The 20,810-nt window shown below is 59.5% G+C and carries 18 protein-coding genes and 5 pseudogenes; 13 read left to right on the top strand and 10 right to left on the bottom strand.

Translation table 11 applies throughout. The features are described from left to right. Positions 1–54: 54 nt before the first annotated feature. Positions 55–1,029 (top strand): fimbrial protein, encoded by a 975-nt coding sequence (locus tag HG549_RS25980; RefSeq protein ID WP_170029738.1) that lies wholly within the window; start codon positions 55–57, stop codon positions 1,027–1,029. A 231-nt stretch (positions 1,030–1,260) separates the two neighbouring features. On the opposite strand, the pseudogene HG549_RS25975 reads toward HG549_RS25980, so the two are convergent. Further along, positions 1,261–1,523, bottom strand: a pseudogene (locus HG549_RS25975) (hypothetical protein). A 231-nt stretch (positions 1,524–1,754) separates the two neighbouring features. Between HG549_RS25975 and HG549_RS26315 the strand changes: the two are divergent. The 3 genes and pseudogenes from HG549_RS26315 (at position 1,755) to HG549_RS12215 (ending at position 3,044) form a co-directional block, all read left to right on the top strand. After that, positions 1,755–1,889 carry a PT domain-containing protein gene (locus HG549_RS26315; RefSeq protein WP_372241576.1) on the top strand — a complete coding sequence of 45 codons (135 nt, stop codon included), beginning with the start codon at positions 1,755–1,757 and terminating at the stop codon, positions 1,887–1,889. Continuing rightward, a pseudogene (locus HG549_RS26310) lies at positions 1,825–2,073 on the top strand (hypothetical protein); the annotation flags it as partial. The gene HG549_RS26315 and the pseudogene HG549_RS26310, both read left to right, overlap by 65 nt. Then, positions 2,070–3,044: a fimbrial protein gene (locus tag HG549_RS12215; protein WP_170029736.1), complete on the top strand. Its 975-nt coding sequence runs from the start codon at positions 2,070–2,072 to the stop codon at positions 3,042–3,044. The pseudogene HG549_RS26310 and the gene HG549_RS12215, both read left to right, overlap by 4 nt. 40 nt (positions 3,045–3,084) lie before the next feature. Here the strand turns inward: HG549_RS12215 and HG549_RS25965 are convergent, their stop codons facing one another. The 7 genes and pseudogenes from HG549_RS25965 to HG549_RS12180 all read right to left on the bottom strand — a co-directional run. Continuing rightward, positions 3,085–3,417: a hypothetical protein gene (locus tag HG549_RS25965; RefSeq protein WP_256666118.1), complete on the bottom strand. Its 333-nt coding sequence runs from the start codon at positions 3,415–3,417 to the stop codon at positions 3,085–3,087. Between the two features lie 913 nt (positions 3,418–4,330). Beyond that, positions 4,331–4,894 carry a hypothetical protein gene (locus HG549_RS12205; RefSeq protein ID WP_170029735.1) on the bottom strand — a complete coding sequence of 188 codons (564 nt, stop codon included), beginning with the start codon at positions 4,892–4,894 and terminating at the stop codon, positions 4,331–4,333. 771 nt (positions 4,895–5,665) lie between these two features. Beyond that, positions 5,666–6,423 (bottom strand): annotated as a pseudogene (locus tag HG549_RS12200) (IS5 family transposase); the annotation flags it as partial. 284 nt (positions 6,424–6,707) lie between these two features. Beyond that, positions 6,708–7,136, bottom strand: a complete 429-nt coding sequence (locus HG549_RS12195) for an N-acetyltransferase (RefSeq protein WP_170029734.1) — start codon at positions 7,134–7,136, stop codon at positions 6,708–6,710. 53 nt (positions 7,137–7,189) lie between these two features. Beyond that, positions 7,190–7,552, bottom strand: a pseudogene (locus HG549_RS12190) (transposase); the annotation flags it as partial. A gap of 147 nt (positions 7,553–7,699) precedes the next feature. Next, positions 7,700–7,957 (bottom strand): hypothetical protein, encoded by a 258-nt coding sequence (locus HG549_RS12185; RefSeq protein ID WP_170029733.1) that lies wholly within the window; start codon positions 7,955–7,957, stop codon positions 7,700–7,702. A 154-nt stretch (positions 7,958–8,111) separates the two neighbouring features. Further along, positions 8,112–8,315: pseudogene (locus HG549_RS12180) on the bottom strand (DUF1654 domain-containing protein); the annotation flags it as partial. On the opposite strand from HG549_RS12180, the gene HG549_RS12175 reads away from it, so the two are divergent. From HG549_RS12175 to HG549_RS12165, 3 genes are all read left to right on the top strand, one after another. Continuing rightward, positions 8,310–9,269, top strand: a complete 960-nt coding sequence (locus tag HG549_RS12175) for a tyrosine-type recombinase/integrase (protein WP_372241556.1) — start codon at positions 8,310–8,312, stop codon at positions 9,267–9,269. The pseudogene HG549_RS12180 and the gene HG549_RS12175 overlap by 6 nt on opposite strands. A gap of 32 nt (positions 9,270–9,301) precedes the next feature. Beyond that, positions 9,302–10,888 (top strand): ABC-F family ATPase, encoded by a 1,587-nt coding sequence (locus HG549_RS12170; RefSeq protein ID WP_170029732.1) that lies wholly within the window; start codon positions 9,302–9,304, stop codon positions 10,886–10,888. Between the two features lie 217 nt (positions 10,889–11,105). After that, complete coding sequence (locus HG549_RS12165; RefSeq protein WP_170029731.1) at positions 11,106–12,284, top strand: MFS transporter; 1,179 nt, start codon at positions 11,106–11,108, stop codon at positions 12,282–12,284. Here HG549_RS12165 and HG549_RS12160 read toward each other — a convergent pair. Continuing rightward, entirely contained in the window at positions 12,246–13,292 is a 1,047-nt protein-coding gene (locus HG549_RS12160; protein ID WP_170029730.1) for a dienelactone hydrolase, read from the bottom strand. The two genes, HG549_RS12165 and HG549_RS12160, sit on opposite strands and share 39 nt — an antisense overlap. Positions 13,293–13,492: 200 nt before the next feature. Here HG549_RS12160 and yghU point away from each other — a divergent pair, with 200 nt between their 5' ends. The 4 genes from yghU (at position 13,493) to HG549_RS12140 (ending at position 17,885) form a co-directional block, all read left to right on the top strand. After that, complete coding sequence (yghU, locus tag HG549_RS12155) at positions 13,493–14,332, top strand: glutathione-dependent disulfide-bond oxidoreductase (protein ID WP_170029729.1); 840 nt, start codon at positions 13,493–13,495, stop codon at positions 14,330–14,332. Positions 14,333–14,471: 139 nt separating this feature from the next. Further along, the gene (locus HG549_RS12150; RefSeq protein ID WP_170029728.1) at positions 14,472–16,175 is read left to right on the top strand and encodes an amidase; all 1,704 of its coding nucleotides are present in this window, start codon (positions 14,472–14,474) and stop codon (positions 16,173–16,175) included. 121 nt (positions 16,176–16,296) lie between these two features. Further along, complete coding sequence (locus tag HG549_RS12145) at positions 16,297–16,971, top strand: transcriptional regulator (protein WP_170029727.1); 675 nt, start codon at positions 16,297–16,299, stop codon at positions 16,969–16,971. Beyond that, positions 16,968–17,885, top strand: coding sequence for a pyridoxal-phosphate dependent enzyme (locus tag HG549_RS12140; protein WP_170029726.1), 918 nt, complete (start codon positions 16,968–16,970; stop codon positions 17,883–17,885). The genes HG549_RS12145 and HG549_RS12140 overlap by 4 nt, the downstream gene beginning before the upstream one ends. Before the next feature lie 18 nt (positions 17,886–17,903). Here HG549_RS12140 and HG549_RS12135 read toward each other — a convergent pair whose 3' ends face one another. Then, entirely contained in the window at positions 17,904–18,074 is a 171-nt protein-coding gene (locus HG549_RS12135) for a KGG domain-containing protein (protein ID WP_170029725.1), read from the bottom strand. Positions 18,075–18,349: 275 nt separating this feature from the next. Here HG549_RS12135 and nspC point away from each other — a divergent pair, with 275 nt between their 5' ends. Both nspC and HG549_RS12125 read left to right on the top strand, forming a co-directional pair. Then, entirely contained in the window at positions 18,350–19,447 is a 1,098-nt protein-coding gene (gene nspC, locus HG549_RS12130) for a carboxynorspermidine decarboxylase (protein ID WP_170029724.1), read from the top strand. Positions 19,448–19,478: 31 nt separating this feature from the next. After that, complete coding sequence (locus tag HG549_RS12125; protein WP_170029723.1) at positions 19,479–20,723, top strand: saccharopine dehydrogenase family protein; 1,245 nt, start codon at positions 19,479–19,481, stop codon at positions 20,721–20,723. Positions 20,724–20,810: the final 87 nt, after the last annotated feature.

Here is a 20,810-nt window from a genome sequence, read left to right as displayed (position 1 = left end):
TTTAACGACCGAGCACCCCGAATTCAACTGGAAATTCGTCGAGGGGCTCAGCAAATGATTAAACCAATCACATCACTGGCAGCTTGTATTTTTATCACTGCACCTTCGTTTTCGTTTGCAGCTTGCGAGTATTACGAAGGTCACTCACAAAAACAGATAAATATAAATATACCTTCTACGCTTTCCATCCCCAGAGACGCACCAGTCAACACCGTGATTTACGAATCCCCGGCCATAACCTTTAATGGAGCCGCATCGTACATATGCTCAACCACATTCACGGTTGGAATTAAAAACGCCGTGGGAACGGACTCAAGGTTAACATATTTTCCGATAGGCAATACGGGACTCTCTTGGCAGTGGATCTATCAAGGCAGTGCCTATGTAGGATTTGGCGGCCTAAAATATCAACAACCTGGCGGCTACGGGTTCAACAGCACAACAAACGCGCTGCGCATAATTAAAACCGGAAATATTTCACCAGGCGCAACCATACCGGCCGGAACCCTAGGATATATGCAAGTAGAATCAGCAAGCTTGAGACCTTTGGCAATGACAACCTACAGAAGCTCCTCCATCATTCTACAGTCGTGCGAAACCCCAAACATTTTCGTTGAGATGGGCGAGCACAACCTTAGCGTATTTTCAAGAAGTGGAAATGCCACACCACCCAAAGCCTTCAATATAAAATTAAATAACTGCCCGAGCGGAATCCAGAAAGTTAGCTATAGCTTATCTGCCACGTCAGGCTCCCCTGCAGTGGACGGCGCACTCGGCATCATCAAATTAAACACAAGCTCAACAGCAAAAGGCATAGCACTGCAATTGCTTGACGGTAATCAAACCCCCATACAACTCGACAAAACGTATGTCTTCAATGAATACTCAACAGACGGTGGAAATTTCTCCATCCCCCTGAGTGCCAAGTATATTCGTACCCTGCCGAATGGAGATGCTGGCCAATATGATGAGGGGATGAGCGCGGGTTCCGCCAACAGCGAAGTAACCTTCGTTATGAACTATTTGTGACTACTGTCTGGGCGCGGCGGCTTCAACGATGGCCACGGGTGCTACTTCACCGCCCCCCCTGACCCGCGTTCGCTTGGGCCACAGTGACAAGCTCACGCCCCAGTGATGCAGCAGTAGTGCGGAAAATCGATCTCAAGCCGCGTATTTCGCGGCCTATGCGTCGACGCTGCCTAATATGCACTGGCGAGTTTGGACGACTATCACCTAAAACCGAGAAGCTTTCGAGCGGTTTTAGACAGCCTGTGCGCCCCATCCTGGAGTTCTGCCAATCACGATCCGTCCTGGCTCGTAACCATTCCAGCTTTCAAACTCTCGTAACTGAACAGGCCAATGGGGTACGTCTCCTCGATCTCCAACAATCCCGTGGCCCTGGCAGCTCCGGACAGTTCCTGCATGTCGACCGAATCCTCGGCGCTCACCTCTCGTCGACGATGGGCCGCATAGGATTTCAGCATCAGGAAACGCAAACGCGCCAGTACCGCTCCACGGACTATGCTGGTTCAATTACGCAGGAGGGCGGCGCATGTGTGGAAGGTTTAACCAGTACCGAGACATGCACGACTCATCGTGTCACAGGTAGTCAGTTGCTAAACCGACTCAGCAAACAACCGCTCTAGGTAGAGGTCTTCATATCACCTGGGGACTGTGTAGCTATCAGAATTGTCTGATTAAACATCCAGCCATTCTGGGGGTAACTTGGTGCATTCATTTACCGGGTATGCACCATGCAAGATACAAGGCAAACTTATAAGCAACCAAGCAACCAAGCAACCAAGCAACCAAGCAACCAAGCAACCAAGCAACCAAGCAACCAAGCAACCAAGCAACCAAGCAACCAAGCAACCAAGCAACCATTATAGTGGCTGGAATGTAGTAATATCAAGTATATTCTTTACTATTTCTGCGTGCACTTCATTATCTCATGGCACCTTAAACGAAACATCTAGCGAGACAGAGAGCACCCGTTTAAACGAGGCTTACCATCGTTTAACGGCCGAGCACCCCGAATTCAACTGGAAATTCGTTGAGGGGCTCGGCAAATGATTAAACCTATTACATCGCTGGCAGTTTGTATTTTTTTCGCTGCACCTTCGCTCTCGTTTGCAGCGTGCGAGTTTTACGACGGCCATTCACAAAAACAGATAAATATAAGTATACCTTCCACGCTTTCCATCCCCAGAGACGCAGCGGTCAATACCGTGATTTACGAATCCCCGGCTAAAACTTTTAGTGGCGCCGCATCGTACAAATGCTCAACCACATTCACGACGGGGATTAAAAACAATGTGGGTGCGGACACCACGTCAGTTTATTTACCGATAGGGAGTACGGGGCTTTCGTGGCAATGGATTTATCAGGGCAGTGAATATTACGGATTTGGCGGCGGAAAAACTCAACAGCCTGGCGGATACGGATTCAATACCACTACAAACGCCCTACGCATAGTTAAAACGGGAAATATTTCACCAGGCGCAACCATACCGGCTGGAACCCTAGGGTATGTGCAAGTAGAATCGGCGAGCTTAAGACCTTTAGCCATGACAATAGACAACAGCTCTTCCATCATTCTTCAATCGTGCGAAACTCCAAACATTGCCGTTGAAATGGGCGAGCACAACCTTAGCGTATTTTCAAGAAGTGGAAATGCCACACCACCCAAAGCCTTCAATATAAAACTAAACAACTGCCCGAGCGGAATCAAAAAAGTGAGCTATAGCTTGTCTGCCACCTCAGGCGCCCCTGCAGTGGACGGCGCACTCGGCATTATCAAATTAAACACAAGCTCAACAGCAAAAGGCATAGCACTGCAATTGCTTGACGGCGATCAGGCCCCCATACAACTCGACAAAATCTATGTCTTCAATGAATACTCGACAGCCGGTGGAAACTTCTCCATACCCCTCAATGCCAAGTATATTCGTACCCTGCCGAATGGAGATGCTGGCCAATACGATGAGGGAATGAGCGCGGGTTCCGCCAACAGCGAAGTGACCTTCGTTATGAACTATTTGTGACTACTGTCTGGGCGTGGCGGTTTCCCGATAGCGGTGAACGTCAGTGCGCTTTACGTTTAGCCACTTCCCTGCCCCGTGGCGGTGAGCAGGTCAGTGTTTCATATCCCGGCCAGATCGTAACCTTGCCGCCGGCGGCGCTCATACGTTTTATGGGGATTGCCGCTGTGCTGGCTGCCGTTATCCAGCAGCACAGTCGGCAGAGCCAGCGCAAGGTCTTAGTTGCCATCCCGCGCAGCGCGGAGAACTTCGCCACCTGATCCAGGTTATCCCGTCGCTGGTCGTCGGTAAGCTCGGTGATGCGCAGGTTTCTCAGCTTCTGTCCGGTGCTGCAGAACACCTTGCGAACGTTTCGCCCTAACTCCTCCATGGCCACGCCGGTCTGCTCATGCAGTGGGACCCAGCGGTAGCCACGCCCTCGTACCGACTGCAGGCAAACCTGGTGATCGCACGGATGGCTATCACCGAAATCGGCTGCATTGGCCCATGCTTGCCGCAAATTCTTCGACCTGCATGTGGCGAATATGTGTTTGTCGAACGCTTACCAAGTACCCGCTAAGGGGTAGTGTTCAATACGGCACTCATGGGGATGGCCATCGCCTTTACACGTCCCATCCAGGTATCGGTAGTTGATGTGCATCAACTGGCCTTTTTTGGGCCACTGCCTGCGTGGGAGCGTGCTTTGGTAATCAGCAGTTTCCGGTACGAATGTGATAGTCGCCCCCTTTTCCGGGCATTCTGCCGTGATCGATGCCTGGCTTACCTTCACGACCTGGGCCTGTAGCTTTGGATAGGGACGCCTCAACACTTCAGTGATATGTAGCTCCATACGGCAAATTTGCCACGTCGATGCTTGTACTGGCTGGCAAATTACGAAGAAGGGAATGGCAAATACGGCGTAGCGAGTTGCACGGTAGTCCATTATTGGCCCTGCGTTGAATATTGATATCCGAGGCATTATCAGACGTGGACTCACCGAATCATAGGGCGATCCTGTCTCGCGTGCATTCAGCCAAGTCGATGCGCGCCCAAGCCATGCAAGGTGACTTCAGCGAACGCTTACAGTTGATACGCGCGCCCGGCGCGACCTTGAAGCTTTTCGGGAACCGCAACGTCATGACTCGACTCCTTGAGGAAGGCAATGGGCCTTCATCCCCCAAAGCTGCGGGGACCGCAATCCTGTCCACCCATCCACCCAGCTATAACTGCAAAGCCACCCCAGACGCAAAAAGCCCGGCGCGGGGCTGGGCTGGGCTGCCAGATCTTCCATCGATTCTCACAGATGGCGGCTATTTCGAAGCCGCATACCAATCCCGCGCATTAAACAGCATTCTTATGGCGTTATCACTGTCGACCGCATACTGTGGAATTGTTTCCCAAAGCAGCGAACTGCCTGAAAAGACCAGCAGCGGCTCATCCGTTCCTCGCTCAACGACAAGTTGAGCTTTAATCGATGTGAACTCAGGCGTGGCATTCAACGTATCGCGCATGGTTAGCCGCTGCATTGGCGGAAGCCGACTCCAGACCAAAAACTGTTTTATCGGTTCAAGCCCAGCTGGATATGTATCACGATATAAAGTATTTCCAAACGTCTTAAAATGGCTCCCCAAATCATCAGTAAAGTCCATCCACTGATCGCTATCAGCTATCCGTGCGGGAAGCATTACATTTCGAAAATTTGGATTAGCACTCCGCATGCCGGACTTTCCATCGAAGTAACTGTACTTGATATCCGTACGATACAACTCATGAAAGCGCAAGGTTGCATACTTGTCGAAAGTCGATACTGCCGAGCAGCCAGGCAGCGGAAGAGTGGGAATAGTGACCAATAAAGCTAACAAGACTTTACGCATGGGCATCCTTGCGATTTGGGTGAATGGGGAGCTTAGGCTCCAGGCACTTAACCTCTTGCCTGCCCTGGCATCCAGTGTGGGTGAAAGACCCAGGGCGCGGATGAGGCCCAGGAACGCCAACTGTCACATGGAGAGTCCGCCTCAGGAGCTCGACGGCGTCGATTTGACGTATGCCCGAATGCACTGCAACCAAACAGCTCTGGTGAATTCATCACTATCCCTCAGCATTTCTTCCGGAGTTTCGCGCCGAGGGTAGGCTAATACCTGCTGAGCGAAAATCTCTCGCATTTTGAGAGTTTCTTCGGATGGTTCACCGGATTTGTCCCACACGTACACCGGCGTCTGATTAAACTGCCTGGCGTGCATCACCGCGCTAGCATCAAGCGCCCGGGCGTCACAATGACGGGCTTAATTGCTCTCGAATTTGATCACTCCATCTACGTTTTTCCACGCCAGCGCCGAAGGGCTTCCCAGTACACAAGCTAGCGCCAACGACGCCGAAACGATCCTTGTAGACATGTCGATTCTCCCAAAAATCGGCGAGCCTATCATCACCCTATTTACCCATCCACCCTGGACAGAAACCCGTAACCGGCCATGCCGGCGCCGTAGTAGCGTTGTGCCTCCCAACGAACCGCCCCGGTCCCGGTGACAAAGGGTTGATTTCATTGGGCAAAACACCCCTCCATCCCCCCTCACTCCCATCATTGGTATCAAAATTGGTATCACCTGCGGACCACTACCGCATCTTCCTGCTGGCTTCGTCGGCACCTAGGCTCTGTACGAAAAGAGATGTCGCAAACACCGCATGGAACAAGCCAGTGAGACCATGGCGGCATAGCTTTTCGCGAGCTTGTCGAAGCGTGTCACGATGCGGCGGTTCTCTTTCAGCCAGCCAAACATGCGCTCGATGATGTTGCGCTGTCGATATTTGGGCCGATCAAACAGTCTGGGTAAGCCAGGCTTGGGTTTGCGCTTCATTGAGCGCATCGGGATGACGGGTTGCATGCGGTACTGGTCGCAGTAGCGGCGCAGCGCTTCGGCGTCGTAGCCTTTGTCGGCAAGCAGCCATTTGCAGCGCATGCGCGGACGACCTCGTTGGCTTGATGGAATGCTGACTTCGTCCAGCAGTGGCTGGGCGTAGCTGATGTCACTGGCTTGACCGCCAGAGAGAAGGAAGCGCAACGGTGTTCCGTTGGCGTCGCAGAGCATGTGGATCTTGGTTGTCAGGCCGCCGCGACTGCGGCCTAGAGCGTTATCGGCAGGCTCGTCAGGCCCCCTTTTTTCCCGGCGCCAGAAGAGGCTCGGGTTGCGCGTACAGCAGTTGAGTCGATCATCCAGGTTTGCAAATCGATCAAGCCTTGCTCATTCAATTTCAGGTGCAAGCGTTTGAGCATCTGATCGAACGTCCCCTGGTTTCGCCAGCCCCGGAACCGTTGATACACCGTTGACCACGGGCCAAATCGCTCCGGCATATCTCGCCACGCAGCACCCGAGCAGAGCACCCAGAGCACGCCATTGAGCATCAGCCAGGGTGCTACTGGTCTGGAACGCTCATCTGGTGTAATCGGCAGCGCTCTCCTGATCACCGGCATAGCCCGCTTCAGCGGGCTTTTTAATGCCTTCACGGTTTTTCACGCCCTGCCCTGCACAGTGAAAACTCATCCGTTTCCCTACGTTAGCCCGCATTGCAGTGTGGGCTTTTCTTTGTAAGCGTACGGCGAACTCACCTTGAGTAAGTCACGCCGATACCTGCCGGCACTGATGCTGCAGCAACTGCTTCGTCTCGATCCCTGCCGCCCAACCAAGTTTTTCAGTTGTAACTCCAGCGCATTGTAAGCTCGTGCTGCCCCGTAATTGAATTACGCGACTCAGCAACAGTTAAAAAACCCCCAGCCTGATAAAATGCTATTGCTCGCTCATTGGCACTATAGACATTCAGTTCAAGAGCCGTACGCAGTCGCTTGGCCTCGTGCAGTAGCTGTCGCCCCAACCCACGTCCTTGGGCCTGAGGGCTGACAAACAACGCTTCTATACGATTTTCATGCAACGATATAAAGCCAAGTACCCGACCTTCGTCTTCAATTACATAATTTTCGGCTTGTGGTAGGTAATGGTCGCGCATAGCACCTAATTGCTCCCGCCAGAACGCTTCAGGAATGAAATCATGTGCTTTGATCGAAGCATCCAGCCACAGATCGAGAATATGGTTGATGTCACAAGGTTGATAACGCCGGATCATACCGAATTCCTCTTTAATTTTGTGTTCGTGTCTGCGTTGCATATATTACGCAGTTAAAAGGGCGCCCACTCGTGCGGCAGCAACTTCTCTATCTCGCTGTCCGCGGTGTCGGTAGCCGCGTCAGCACATTTGAGATAGGCATACGGATCATGCCTATTCATACGCGCCGACTGGATCAGGCTCATGATCGCAGCCGCCCGTTTACCGGTGCGCAACGACCTGGTAAATAACCAGTTCGAGCGCCCGAGTGCCCACGGCCGTATTCGGTTCTCGACCTGGTTGTTGTCGATGGGTACAGCGCCATCGTCCAGGTAGCGCGTTAGCGCTACCCAACGTTTCAGGCTGTATTCGAGAGCTTTAGCTGTGGCTGATCCGTTGGGCACCAGGTCGCGCTGGGCCAATACCCACTCATGCAGTAACTTGCCTTGATTCAGGCGCCGCGCGGCAAGCCAGAAGCCCACGCCACCGTGCACCGGAACTTTCATCCGGTTAGCCCGGCGATTGCCTGTGGTTTGCAGATGGCCGCAGGATCTGTCTGCGGCCGTTGCTAGGCTTGCCTATCGTCAGGCTCGGATCACCTCAAGGCGATCCCGACCAGCCGGTGTGATGGCGTTCTCCCCTTCATCGCTAATGCGATACCGTCCGGACACCATCTTGGTTATTGAGAACCGGACCAGCCCGCTTTGGGATAAGGCTTCGCCCGCTTCGAAGCTCATTGCCTGCTCCAAGTCGAAGATTTTGATTTCTCCGATTTTGTAGCGGGCGAAGGCTACCAGGGCGTTGTCCAATTCCTGTTGGCTGATCTTTCGAGCGACTTCCATTCGACCTCCCAGGTCATGAGAGTCCCGGTCCGTGGGATTGGAGGCAACGAACCGGGCGGTTTGTTGAAGGCGGACCGTACTACGCCACTACTGGAGTCGCTACTGGCTTTCCATCCATGCTGGATGGGTGGGCAGGTCATAGATGTTTTCGACGTCAGAAAGGCGCCTCCTCCTCAAGCTTCTCTTCCTCCCAATCCTTCTCCACGACCAAGTCGTCTCGGTCGCCTGCACTCTGCGCCTCCCACCTCACCGTCACGCTCTCGTCGTCGTTGAACGTAAGATCCAGCTCCGGGGTTTCGGCCAGCAGCCCCATCACCTCCTCCCACTCCATGTCCCCATCCGTGTCTAGGCGATGGATACGGCGCGTTCACCGTCTGGACTCAACAGCCGGCACATCGTGAAGGGGACCCGCGACAACTACGTCAGCACCTTGAATCCGTACTGGATGCCATACCTGGGCCTGCGCCGGATCGACATGATCACGCCGACGATGCTGCGGGGAGTAATCTCGCAAATCCAGTGGACTTCGGCCGGCGTTAAGCGCAATGCGATCATCAAGCTGGCCAGCATTTCCAAGGCCGCCGTGCTTGACGGCCTGATCACCAAGAATCCGACGGCCTCGCTCGACAAGCCAACGGCGGTGAAGAAGGTCGTCGAGCCTTATACCCGCGCTGAAGCGGAAGCGATCATCGAGCATCTCTATGCTACGCGACAAAAGTACGCTCAAATCTATGCCGCCTTCTTCGAGTTCAGCTTCTTCACCGGCTTGCGCCCTGGCGAGGCAATGGGCCTGCAATGGCAGGACATCAATCTCGAGGAGCGCACAGCGACAATCCAGCGCATCATCGTCGATCGCAAGCCTGCAGACAGGACGAAGACAAAGTATCACCGGGTGGTGTTGTTGAATGACCGAGCGCTCAACGCCCTAAGACAGGCCCAGCGCCTGGCTGACTTGAGGCGGATGGCTTCAAAGTCGGCCTATCCTTCAAGCCCATTTGTATTCCAGCCGAGCAAAGGTGGGCTGTGGATCAACGAACCAAGTGTTACAATCCGCCACTTCAAAGCAGCGCTCAAGGCGCTGGACATCCGTGAACGCCGGCAGTACGACACCCGCCACACCTACGCAACCATGTGCCTGATGGCTGGGATGAACCCCGCGTTCATCGCGAACCAGCTCGGCCATAGCGTCGAGATGTTGCTCTCTACCTACGCGAAATGGATCAGCTCCTCCTCGGACTGGAGGGAGCTGGAGAAGCTGCCGCCCCGAGTCGCATTGGCCCAAAATTGGCCCAAAACTGACGAGAGGGCCTAAATACACCTCTGGAACCCCCGCAGGACAAGCACTTGATTTCTACCGCTAACATCACCATGCAGTTCGGCTCCAAGCCGCTGTTCGAAAACGTTTCCGTCAAATTCAACAACGGCAACCGCTACGGCCTGATCGGCGCCAACGGTTGCGGCAAGTCGACCTTCATGAAGATCCTCGGCGGTGACCTGGAGCCGTCCGCCGGCCAGGTCATGCTCGAGCCGAACACGCGCCTGGGCAAGCTGCGCCAGGACCAGTTCGCCTACGAGGAATTCACCGTGATCGACACGGTGATCATGGGCCACGCCCAGCTGTGGAAGGTCAAGGCCGAACGCGACCGCATCTATTCGCTGCCGGAAATGACCGAGGAAGACGGCATGGCCGTCGCCGAGCTGGAAACCGAGTTCGCCGAAATGGACGGCTACACCGCCGAATCACGCGCTGGTGAACTGCTGCTGGGCCTGGGTATTCCGCTGGAGCAGCACTTCGGCCCGATGAGCGAAGTGGCCCCTGGCTGGAAACTGCGAGTGCTGCTGGCCCAGGCACTGTTCTCGGACCCGGACGTGCTGCTGCTCGACGAACCGACCAACCACCTGGACATCAACACCATCCGCTGGCTGGAAAACATCCTCACCGCGCGTAACAGCACCATGGTGATCATTTCCCACGACCGGCACTTCCTCAACAGTGTCTGCACCCACATGGCCGACCTGGACTACGGCGAGCTGCGCCTGTTCCCGGGCAACTACGACGAGTACATGACCGCCGCTACCCAGGCGCGCGAGCAACTGCTGGCCGACAACGCCAAGAAAAAGGCGCAGATCGCCGAGCTGCAGACCTTCGTCAGCCGCTTCTCGGCCAACGCCTCCAAGGCCAAGCAGGCCACCTCGCGGGCCAAGCAGATCGACAAGATCCAGCTGGCCGAGGTCAAGCCATCGAGCCGGGTGAGCCCGTTCATCCGCTTCGAGCAGACCAAGAAGCTGCACCGCCAGGCCGTGACCGTCGAGAAAATGTCCAAGGCGTTCGACGACAAGGTGCTGTTCAAGGACCTGGGCTTCACCATCGAAGCCGGCGAGCGCGTGGCGATCATCGGCCCCAACGGTATCGGCAAGACCACCCTGCTGCGCACCCTGGTCGGTGAAATGACCCCGGACAAGGGCGAAGTGAAGTGGACCGATAGCGCCGAAGTGGGCTACTACGCCCAGGACCACGCTCACGACTTCGAAGAAGACATGACTCTGTTCGACTGGATGGGCCAGTGGACTTCCGGCGAGCAGGTGATCCGCGGCACCCTCGGGCGCATGCTGTTCTCCAACGACGAGATCCTCAAGTCGGTGAAGGTGATCTCCGGTGGTGAGCAAGGCCGCATGCTGTTCGGCAAGCTGATCCTGCAGAAGCCGAACGTGCTGGTCATGGACGAGCCGACCAACCACCTGGACATGGAATCGATCGAGGCGCTGAACCTGGCGCTGGAAAACTACCCGGGCACCCTGCTGTTCGTCAGCCACGACCGGGAGTTCGTGTCGTCGCTGGCCACCCGCATCATCGAGCTGTCGGCCGATGGCGTGGTGGACTTCAGCGGCACCTACGACGATTACCTGCGTAGCCAGGGTGTGCTGGTCTGATTGAAGGCTCAGGCCTGGCCATTTGCGTGGCCGGGCCGGCCTCTTCCCGCTCCCACAAGGCGCCTGCAGGCCCTGTGGGAGCGGTTTACCCGCGAACAATCCGCCACCGATGCCACAAGCGGGCGCTCCGGACGAATAATTCGTTAGCCTGCTTTCTTTTCCTTTGCGCAACGGCCATGATGGGACCACGCCCAACCGCCCGCCCGCGAACGAGCCCATGACCGCGCAACAACCTGCCGCCGGCATCACCCTGCAGATCCTGTCGATCGTCTTCTACACCTTCATTGCCTTTCTGTGCATCGGCCTGCCGATCGCCGTGCTGCCCAGCCATGTGCATGACCAGCTGGGCTACGGCGCCATCGTCGCCGGTGCGACCATCGGCCTGCAGTACCTGGCCACCCTGCTCAGCCGCCCGTTTGCCGGGCGCGTGGCGGACAGCCTGGGCGGTAAACGCGCCATTCGCTTCGGCCTGCTGGGGATTGCAGGCTGCGGGATACTGACCTGGCTGTCGGCCCTGACCCTGGCCCTACCGCCGCTGAGCCTGGCACTGTTGCTCGGCGGGCGCTTGCTGTTGGGTATCGCCCAAGGGCTGATTGGCGTGGCCACGTTGAGTTGGGGCATCAGCCAGGTCGGCCCCGAGCACACCGCGCGGGTGATTTCCTGGAACGGTATTGCCTCCTATGGCGCCATCGCGCTTGGCGCGCCCTTGGGCGTGCTGGCGGTGGATGGGCTGGGCTTCAGCGTACTGGGGCCAGTGCTGCTGGCGCTGGCGCTGTCGGCCCTGCTGGTGCTGCGCAAGCGCGCGGACGTGGTCGTGGCACGCGGCGAGCGCCTGCCGTTCTGGTCGGCCTTCGCACGGGTCGCGCCGTGCGGCCTGGGCCTGACCCTGGCCTCGATCGGCTACGGCACCCTGACTACCTTCGTCACCCTGTACTACCTGGAGCGTGGCTGGCTCGGCGCAGCTTGGTGCCTGACTGCCTTTGGCACCTGTTTCATCATTTCGCGGCTGCTGTTCGTCAACGCTGTCAACCGGTTTGGTGGCTACAACGTCGCCATGGCCTGCATGGCCACCGAAGTGCTCGGCCTGGGCCTGCTGTGGTTGGCAGCCTCGCCGCCATGGGCGCTGGTTGGTGCCGGGCTGACCGGGTTCGGCCTGTCGTTGGTGTACCCTGCGCTGGGGGTGGAGGCGATCAGGCAGGTGCCTGCCAGCAGTCGCGGCGCCGGGCTGGGTGCCTACGCGGTGTTCTTCGACATGGCCCTGGCCATCGCCGGGCCGCTGATGGGAGCAGTTGCCGTGCACCTGGGCTATGCCTTGGTCTTCGCAGTGGCGGCCCTGCTGGCCCTGGCCGGCGTCGGCCTAACGCTGTGGCTGGCGCGGCATGCTGGCCGCGGCTGAGCGCTCGGCCGGCTGCGGCGCGCCCAGCGCCTGGCTGAAGAACGCTGCTGTCTCGCGTTGCAGCGAATGGTGGATATCGCGGCGGTCCACGCCTTCGGCGTCCTTGCACAGCGTCGGCATCCGCGCGTACTGCTCGCTGTCGCAATGGGCCATGAACACAAAATGCCCGGCGCCGGCCAGCAGGCGGTAGTCCGGGGTCACCGGCAGCTTGCGGGCCAAGGCTTCGGCATTACGATCCACTGCCACCAGCTGGTCGCTGTCACCGCTGTAGATCAACACCGGCAAGCGCACCCCGGCCAGGGTTTGGCGGTCGAACAACAAGCTCAGCGGTGCCATCAGCATCACCGCGCCCACCCGTTGGTCGGCCATGGGCGCCAGCTCGCTGCGGTCGGCAATCAATACCCCGTGCGTCCTGCAGGCGTCGGCATCGTTCGGGCGCTCCAGGCAATACTGGCGCAGGCGGTCGAGGTCTGGGCGCGCACCGGAAACAATCAAGGCGGTTTCGCCGCCGGCCGAATAGCCGATCAAGCCGACCTTGCCATCGTTCAGGTAAGGCCCCAACAAGGCATCGTCGCGGGCCGCGGTGATCGCGGCACTGACTTGCAGCGGCCGGCCATACAGGTTGCTCAGGGTACCCAGGCGGCTGTGATCGCGGGCGTTGTCCCCCGGGTGTACCACGGCTACCACCACAAACCCGCGACGCGCCAGCGAGGTGGCCAGGTAGTGCAAGGCCAGTGGGCTGCCGGTATTGCCATGCGACAGCACCAGCAAGGGGAACTGGCCCAACGCTACCGGCGCTTCTTCAGCCACGTCGATCGGGTAGCCATCCATGCGGCTGCTGCGGGTTTTGCCAACAGCCGGGTAGAACGCCAGCGCCTGCATGGGCTGGCCATCGACCGGGTCGGCCAGGCTCATGTGGTGCAGGCCGGCAACCCAAGGCGCAGCCTCGGCATGGGTAAGCAGGCCGGCGAACAGGGCCAGGGCCAGCACGCAACGTGAAAGGGTCATCGGCCAGCGGTTCCTTGCAGGGCGAAGCGATGACTCAGCATAGAACCGGGCTGGCCAGTGGCGGATGAAACCTGGATGAAACCGCCGCCATGCACAACCCGCTCGCGCATTGTGCATTTGCGCTTTTTATCGAACCCATGGCATAGATGCTGGTCGACGTCTTCATGTGCCCATTTCGCGCCATTCAAGGAGATTCATGCATGAGCAAGCCCGCCTATGTGCCCCCCAAGGTCTGGCGCAACGATGCGGCGTCCGGCGGCCAGTTCGCCAGCATCAACCGCCCGGTTGCCGGCCCGACGCATGACAAGCACCTGCCCGTGGGCAAGCACCCGCTGCAGCTGTACTCGCTGGCCACACCCAACGGCGTCAAGGTCACCATCGCCCTGGAAGAACTGCTCGCCCTGGGCCACCAGGGGGCCGAATATGACGCCTGGCTGATCCGCATCGGCGAGGGCGAGCAATTTTCCAGCGGCTTCGTCCAGGTCAACCCCAACTCGAAGATCCCCGCATTGCTCGACCGCAGCGTCGAGCCGCCGGTGCGGGTGTTCGAGTCGGGCTCGATCCTGCTGTACCTGGCAGAGAAATTCGGTGCCCTGCTGCCCGAGGCGCCGGCGGCCCGCACCGAAAGCCTGAACTGGCTGTTCTGGCAGATGGGCGCGGCACCTTACCTGGGCGGTGGCTTTGGCCACTTCTATGTCTATGCGCCGGAAAAGTTCGAGTACGCGATCAACCGCTTCACCATGGAAGCCAAGCGCCAGCTGGATGTGCTCAATCGGCGCCTGGGGGAAAGCCGCTACCTGGGCGGCGAGCAATACAGCATCGCCGATATCGCCGTGTGGCCATGGTATGGCCAGTTGGTGCGCGGCAACCTGTATGGCGCGGCGGAGTTCCTGACAGTGGACGAATACCCGCATGTACAGCGCTGGGCCGAGGAAATTGCCCTGCGACCGGCAGTACAGCGCGGAACCCGGGTGAACCGCACCTGGGGCGATGAAAGCAGCCAGGTAGCAGAACGACACGCGGCGTCCGACCTGGACTGACAGGCACTCGGGGCCGTTACGCGGCCCCGTCAATGCCCGCCTGCACAAAACCGTTTGCCCACGCGCAAACCTGCGCCCGCCAGGCCCTTCTTGTACACTCCTCGCATTAGCCCCCACCTGCACATTTTTTGGTGAAAGCATGATCGAGGTAACCGAGGTTTCCATTGCCGAGCTGCGCGACGCACTCGAGTCGGGCCGCACGACGGCGGTCGAGCTGGTCAAGGCCTACCTGGCGCGTATCGACGCCTATGACGGTGCCGACACCGCCACCGCCCTGAACGCCGTGGTAGTGCGCAACCCGCAGGCGCTGGCCGAGGCCGAGGCCTCCGACGCCCGCCGCAGCAAAGGCCAGCTGCTGAGCCCGCTGGACGGCATCCCCTACACCGCCAAGGACAGCTACCTGGTCAAAGGCCTGACCGCTGCTTCCGGCAGCCCGGCGTTCAAGGACCTGGTGGCGCAGCGTGACGCCTTCACCATCGAGCGCCTGCGTGCCGCCGGCGCCATCTGCCTGGGCAAGACCAACATGCCGCCAATGGCCAACGGCGGCATGCAGCGCGGGGTGTACGGCCGCGCCGAAAGCCCTTACAACGCCAATTACCTGACCGCACCGTTCGCCTCGGGCTCGTCCAATGGTGCCGGCACTGCCACGGCAGCCAGCTTCAGCGCCTTCGGCCTGGCCGAGGAGACCTGGTCCAGCGGTCGTGGCCCGGCGTCCAATAACGGCTTGTGCGCCTACACCCCGTCGCGCGGGGTGATCTCGGTGCGTGGTAACTGGCCGCTGACGCCGACCATGGACGTGGTGGTGCCGTACGCCCGCACCATGGCCGACCTGCTGGAAATCCTCGACGTGGTGGTCGCCGACGACGCCGACACGCGCGGCGACCTGTGGCGCCTGCAACCCTGGGTGCCGATCCCGGCAGCGTCCCAGGTGCGCCCTGCCAGCTACCTCGACCTGGCCGTAAATGCCAGCGCGCTCAAGGGCAAGCGCTTTGGCGTGCCGCGCATGTACATCAATGCCGACCCCGAGGCTGGCACGTCCGAAAAACCTGGCATTGGCGGCCCGACCGGCCAGCGCATCAACACCCGCGCCAGCGTGATCGACCTGTGGCAACAGGCACGCCAGGCGCTCGAAGCAGCCGGCGCCGAAGTACTGGAAGTGGACTTCCCGTTGGTGTCCAACTGCGAAGGCGACCGCCCGGGCGCACCGACCGTGTACAACCGCGGCATCGTCAGCAAGGCGTTCCTGCATGACGAACTGTGGGAACTGTCCGGCTGGGCATTTGACGACTTCCTGCGCGCCAATGACGACCCCAAGCTCAACCGCCTGGCCGATGTCGATGGCGCGCTGATCTTCCCCCACGACCCGGGCACCCTGCCCAACCGTGAGGATGACCTGGCGGCTGGCATGGACGAATACGTCAACATGGCCAAGCGCGGCCTGAAGACCTGGGACCAGATCGAGACCCTGCCCGATGGCCTGCGCGGCCTGGAGCAGACCCGCAAGATCGACCTGGAAGACTGGATGGACAACCTGGGCCTGGACGCAGTGCTGTTCCCCACCGTGGCCGATGTGGGCCCGGCCGATGCCGACGTCAATCCGGTATCGGCCGACATCGCCTGGAGCAACGGTATCTGGGTGGCCAATGGCAACCTGGCGATCCGCCACCTGGGCGTGCCCACCGTGACCGTGCCGATGGGCGTGATGGCCGATATCGGCATGCCGGTCGGGCTGACCTTCGCTGGTCGGGCTTACAGCGACAACGCGCTGCTGAGCTTCGGTGCCGCCTTCGAGGCGACCGGCTCGCGTCGGCTGATCCCGCCGCGCACGCCGCCGTTGGGTTAAGCCACAACGGCCCGCTTGGCGGCTCATTCACGGGTTCAGCCGGCAACGGGCCTGAAAAAGCAAATCGCAAAATTCAACCCTATGTGTAAAAATACACAAAACGTTGATTTTGCGATTTGCCATGTCCTTGACGCCCGAAGCAGAACGCCAGCTCACCCTCACCGTCCTCAAGGCCGCCATCCAGGCCATGGGCAGCGTTGCCCCGCGCAACCTGGAAATTCTCCTGCACGACCTCGATCACCCGGAACACTCCGTGGTGGCGATCGTCAACGGCCACCTTTCCGGCCGCAGCGTCGGCAGCCCGATCCTCGCCGCCCCGGAACAGGACCAGGGCTTCAAGGCGCTGATGCAAGCCTCGGCCGGCCAGCAAGGCTGCGCGCCGGTGGTCGTGCCGGACTACCCCACCCACCTCAAGGGCCGCACCTTGCGCAGCGCCACGGCGATCTTCCGTGACAGTACCGGCCAGCCCTTCGCCAGCCTCTGCGTCAACACCGATGTCACTGGCCTGGAGGCTGCCATGGGCTTCCTCCAGCAGTTCCAGCCGTTAGGTGCGGCCCCCGCCGCCTGCGAGCCCGCCGACATGGAGCTGCTGATGAGCGAAATCATCCAGGCCTCGCTGCAACGCAGCGGCCAGGGGCGGATGAACAAGCAGGCCAAGGTCGAAGCCGTGCGGGTGATGCAGGAACGCGGCCTGTTCATCGTCAAAGGCGGGGTGGAAAAAGCCGCCAATGCCTTGGGGGTGACCCGCTACACCATTTACAACTACCTCGAGCAACTGCGCGGAGCCAGCCGATGACCTTGCATATCCCTACCCCCTTGATCGAATCCCGCCCGCTGTCGCTGGCAGCCGGGAGCAACATCTGGCTCAAGCTCGACGCCCTGCAGCCCTGCGGTTCGTTCAAGTTGCGCGGTGTCGGCCATGCCTGCGAAGTGCAGCATGCCCGTGGCGCGCGGCATTTCGTGTCCTCGTCGGGAGGCAATGCGGGCCTGGCGGTCGCCTATGCCGGGCGCAAGCTGGGCGTGCCGGTAACCGTGGTGGTGCCGGAGACCACCACCGAACGGGCCAAGGAGCTGCTACGCCTGGAAAGCGCCAAGGTGGTGGTACACGGTAGCTCCTGGCAGGAGGCCAACAGCCTGGCGCAAACGCTGGTCGGCCAGGGCGATGCTTTCATCCACCCGTTCGACGACCCACTGCTGTGGGCTGGCCATGCCAGCCTGGTGGACGAACTTGCCGAGGCCGGCCTGAAGCCGGATGCCGTGGTGCTGTCGGTGGGCGGTGGTGGCCTGCTTTGCGGGGTGGTCGAGGGGCTGCAACGTAACGGCTGGGGCGATGTGCCGGTGCTGGCAGTAGAAACCACGGGCGCGGCGTCGCTGCATGCGGCCTTGCAGGCAGGGCACCCGGTCGAGCTGGAGCGTATCGATTCGGTAGCCACGTCCCTGGGGGCCAAGCGCGTCGCCGACCAGGCACTGGCCTGCGCGCGCCAGCACCCGGTGCATAGCCATGTGGTCAGTGACCGTGCCGCACTCGAAGCCTGCGAGCGGTTCCTGCTGGATCATCGTGTACTGGTAGAGCCGGCCTGCGGTGCCGCGCTGGCATTGGCCTATGACGCGGTCACGCTGGCCGGCTACGGTAACGTGCTGGTGGTCGTGTGTGGCGGGGCCACCGCTACCCTGGCGCAGATCCACGCCTGGCTGGCCGCGGCCGAATGAAGCGCGGGTGTGGCGAAGTCAACCTTCGCCGCGCCGACGCGAACCGCCATGGCTGTGTTGCCCGCCCACACGCGCCTTTTCCGCACGGTCCTGTTTCAGGTCCTTGCCAGACCCACCCTTGCGCCCCGCGTCATGGACCCGTTGTGGGTCATCGGCAAAGCCGTGGCCGTTGTCGTGATGCTTGGTCATGCCATGTCTCCCTGAGCCAAAGAATGCCCAATATTGGAGATCAGCGCGGGACAGATGATTGCCTTGCCCTGACCAATGGCTCAGGGCAACCAGCAAGGTAACGGATAATGATCAGGATGGTCACATGAGCATGTTCTACTGATGCCCGCCACAACCGCAAAAGCCACTGCAACGTCAGCAACCCTGACGAAATGCATATCCCACCCTTTCGGTCTGCGGCAAGTGAAGGCACAATGCGTGTCCTTTTTTTGGCCGGCCTGGCCGGGGGCCTTTAAATGATCAAGACGCCGTATTACCTCATCGATAAAACCAAGCTGCTGGGCAACATGGAGAAGATCGCCTACGTGCGCGAACACTCCGGTGCCAAGGCCCTGCTCGCCCTCAAGTGCTTTGCCACCTGGTCGGTCTTCGACCTGATGCAACAGTACATGGACGGCACCACCTCCTCCTCGCTGTACGAGCTCAAGCTCGGCCGCCAGAAGTTCGCCGGCGAGACCCACGCCTACAGCGTGGCCTGGGCCGACGACGAGGTCGAGGAAATGCTCGAGAACTGCGACAAGATCATCTTCAACTCGATCGGCCAGCTGCAGCGCTTTGCCGAACAGTCCGAAGGCAAGGTTCGCGGCCTGCGTGTCAACCCGCAGGTCAGCAGCTCCGACTACCTGCTGGCCGACCCGGCCCGCCCGTTCAGCCGCCTGGGCGAATGGGACCCGGCCAAGGTCGAACAGGTGATTTCGCAGATCTCCGGCTTCATGTTCCACAACAACTGCGAAAACGGCGATTTCGGTCTGTTCGACAAGATGCTCAGCCACATCGAAGAGCGCTTCGGCCACCTGCTGCACCAGGTCGAATGGGTCAGCCTCGGTGGCGGCATCCACTTCACCGGTGAAGACTATGCCCTGGACGCCTTCTGCGCGCGCCTGAAGGCCTTCTCGGAAAAATACGCCGTGCAGGTGTACCTGGAGCCGGGCGAAGCGGCCATCACCAACAGCGCCTCGCTGGAAGTGACCGTGCTCGACACGCTGTACAACGGCAAGCACCTGGCCGTGGTCGACAGCTCGATCGAAGCGCACATGCTCGACCTGCTGATCTATCGCCTCAACGCCAAGATGGCCCCGAACGACGGTGCACATACCTACATGGTCTGCGGCAAGTCGTGCCTGGCCGGCGATATCTTCGGCGAATACCAATTCGACCGCCCGCTGGCCATCGGCGATCGCCTGTCGTTCGTCGACGCGGCGGGTTACACCATGGTCAAGAAAAACTGGTTCAACGGTCTGAAAATGCCATCCATCGTGGTCAAGCAACTCGACGGCAGCGTCGAAGTGGTGCGCGAGTTCGGTTTCGAAGACTACGTTTCCAGCCTGTCGTAAGACCGGCTTTCAGTAAGGAGCAAGGGATAAATTGAAGAAGAACGTTCTTATCATTGGTGCAGGAGGTGTCGCCAAGGTGGTGGCCCACAAGTGCGCGCAGCATAACGACGAACTGGGTCGTATCGCTATCGCGTCACGGAACATCTCCAAATGCCAGGCCATCATCGACAGCGTCAAGGCCAAGGGTAGCCTCAAGGTACCCGCCGACATCCAGGCCTTCTCGCTCAATGCCCTCGATGTCGAGGCGACCAAGGCACTGATCCGCGAGACCGAATCGCAGATCGTGATCAACGTCGGTTCCGCCTTCCTCAACATGTCGGTGCTGCGTGCCTGCATCGATACCGGTGTCGCCTACCTGGACACCGCCATCCACGAAGAGCCGGGCAAGATCTGCGAGACCCCGCCGTGGTACGGCAACTACGAGTGGAAACACCTCGAGGAGTGCCAGGCCAAGAACATCACCGCCATTCTCGGCGTCGGTTTCGACCCGGGTGTGGTTAACAGCTACGCCAAGCTGGCGCAGCAACAGTATTTCGACAGCATTGATTCGATCGACATTCTCGACGTCAATGCCGGTTCGCATGGCAAGTACTTTGCCACCAACTTCGACCCGGAAATCAACTTCCGTGAATTCACCGGGCAAGTCTGGAGCTGGCAGAACAGCCAGTGGACCAGCAACACCATGTTCGAGGTCAAGCGTACCGACGACCTGCCCGTGGTCGGTTCGCAGAACCTGTACCTGACCGGCCATGATGAAGTTCATTCGCTTTCGAAGAACCTCAACGTGCCGAACGTGCGTTTCTGGATGAGCTTCGGCGAACACTATATCAACGTGTTCACCGTGCTGAAGAACCTGGGCCTGCTCTCCGAGCAACCGGTAAAGACCGCCGAAGGCCTGGAAGTGGTACCGCTGAAGGTGGTCAAGGCGGTGCTGCCGGATCCTGCCTCGCTGGCCCCGGGCTACACCGGCAAGACCTGCATCGGCGACCTGGTCAAGGGCACCAAGAACGGCCAGCCGCGCGAAGTGTTCATCTACAACGTGGCCGACCACGAAGAAGCCTACGCCGAGACCGACAGCCAGGGCATTTCCTACACCGCCGGTGTTCCGCCGGTGGCTGCCGCCCTGCTGGTTGCCCGTGGCGAGTGGGATGCCAAGCGCATGGTCAACGTCGAGGAGCTGCCAGCCGAGCCGTTCCTCAAGGCGCTGGATGTGATGGGCTTGCCGACCCGCATCAAGGATGAAAAAGGCGATCGTCCTTGGGACGCTGAAGCCTAAGCGACACAAAAAGGGGGGCGCCATTCAGGCGCCCCTTCTTTTTGCCTGTCCCGGCCTCATCGTCGGCAAGCCAGGCTCGCGCAGGTA

The sequence above is a fragment of the Pseudomonas sp. SK genome, assembly GCF_012975065.1.
Lineage (GTDB): Bacteria > Pseudomonadota > Gammaproteobacteria > Pseudomonadales > Pseudomonadaceae > Aquipseudomonas > Aquipseudomonas anuradhapurensis.
Note: the sequence above shows the minus strand (reverse complement) of the source record. Positions and strands in the feature narration are given on the sequence as shown.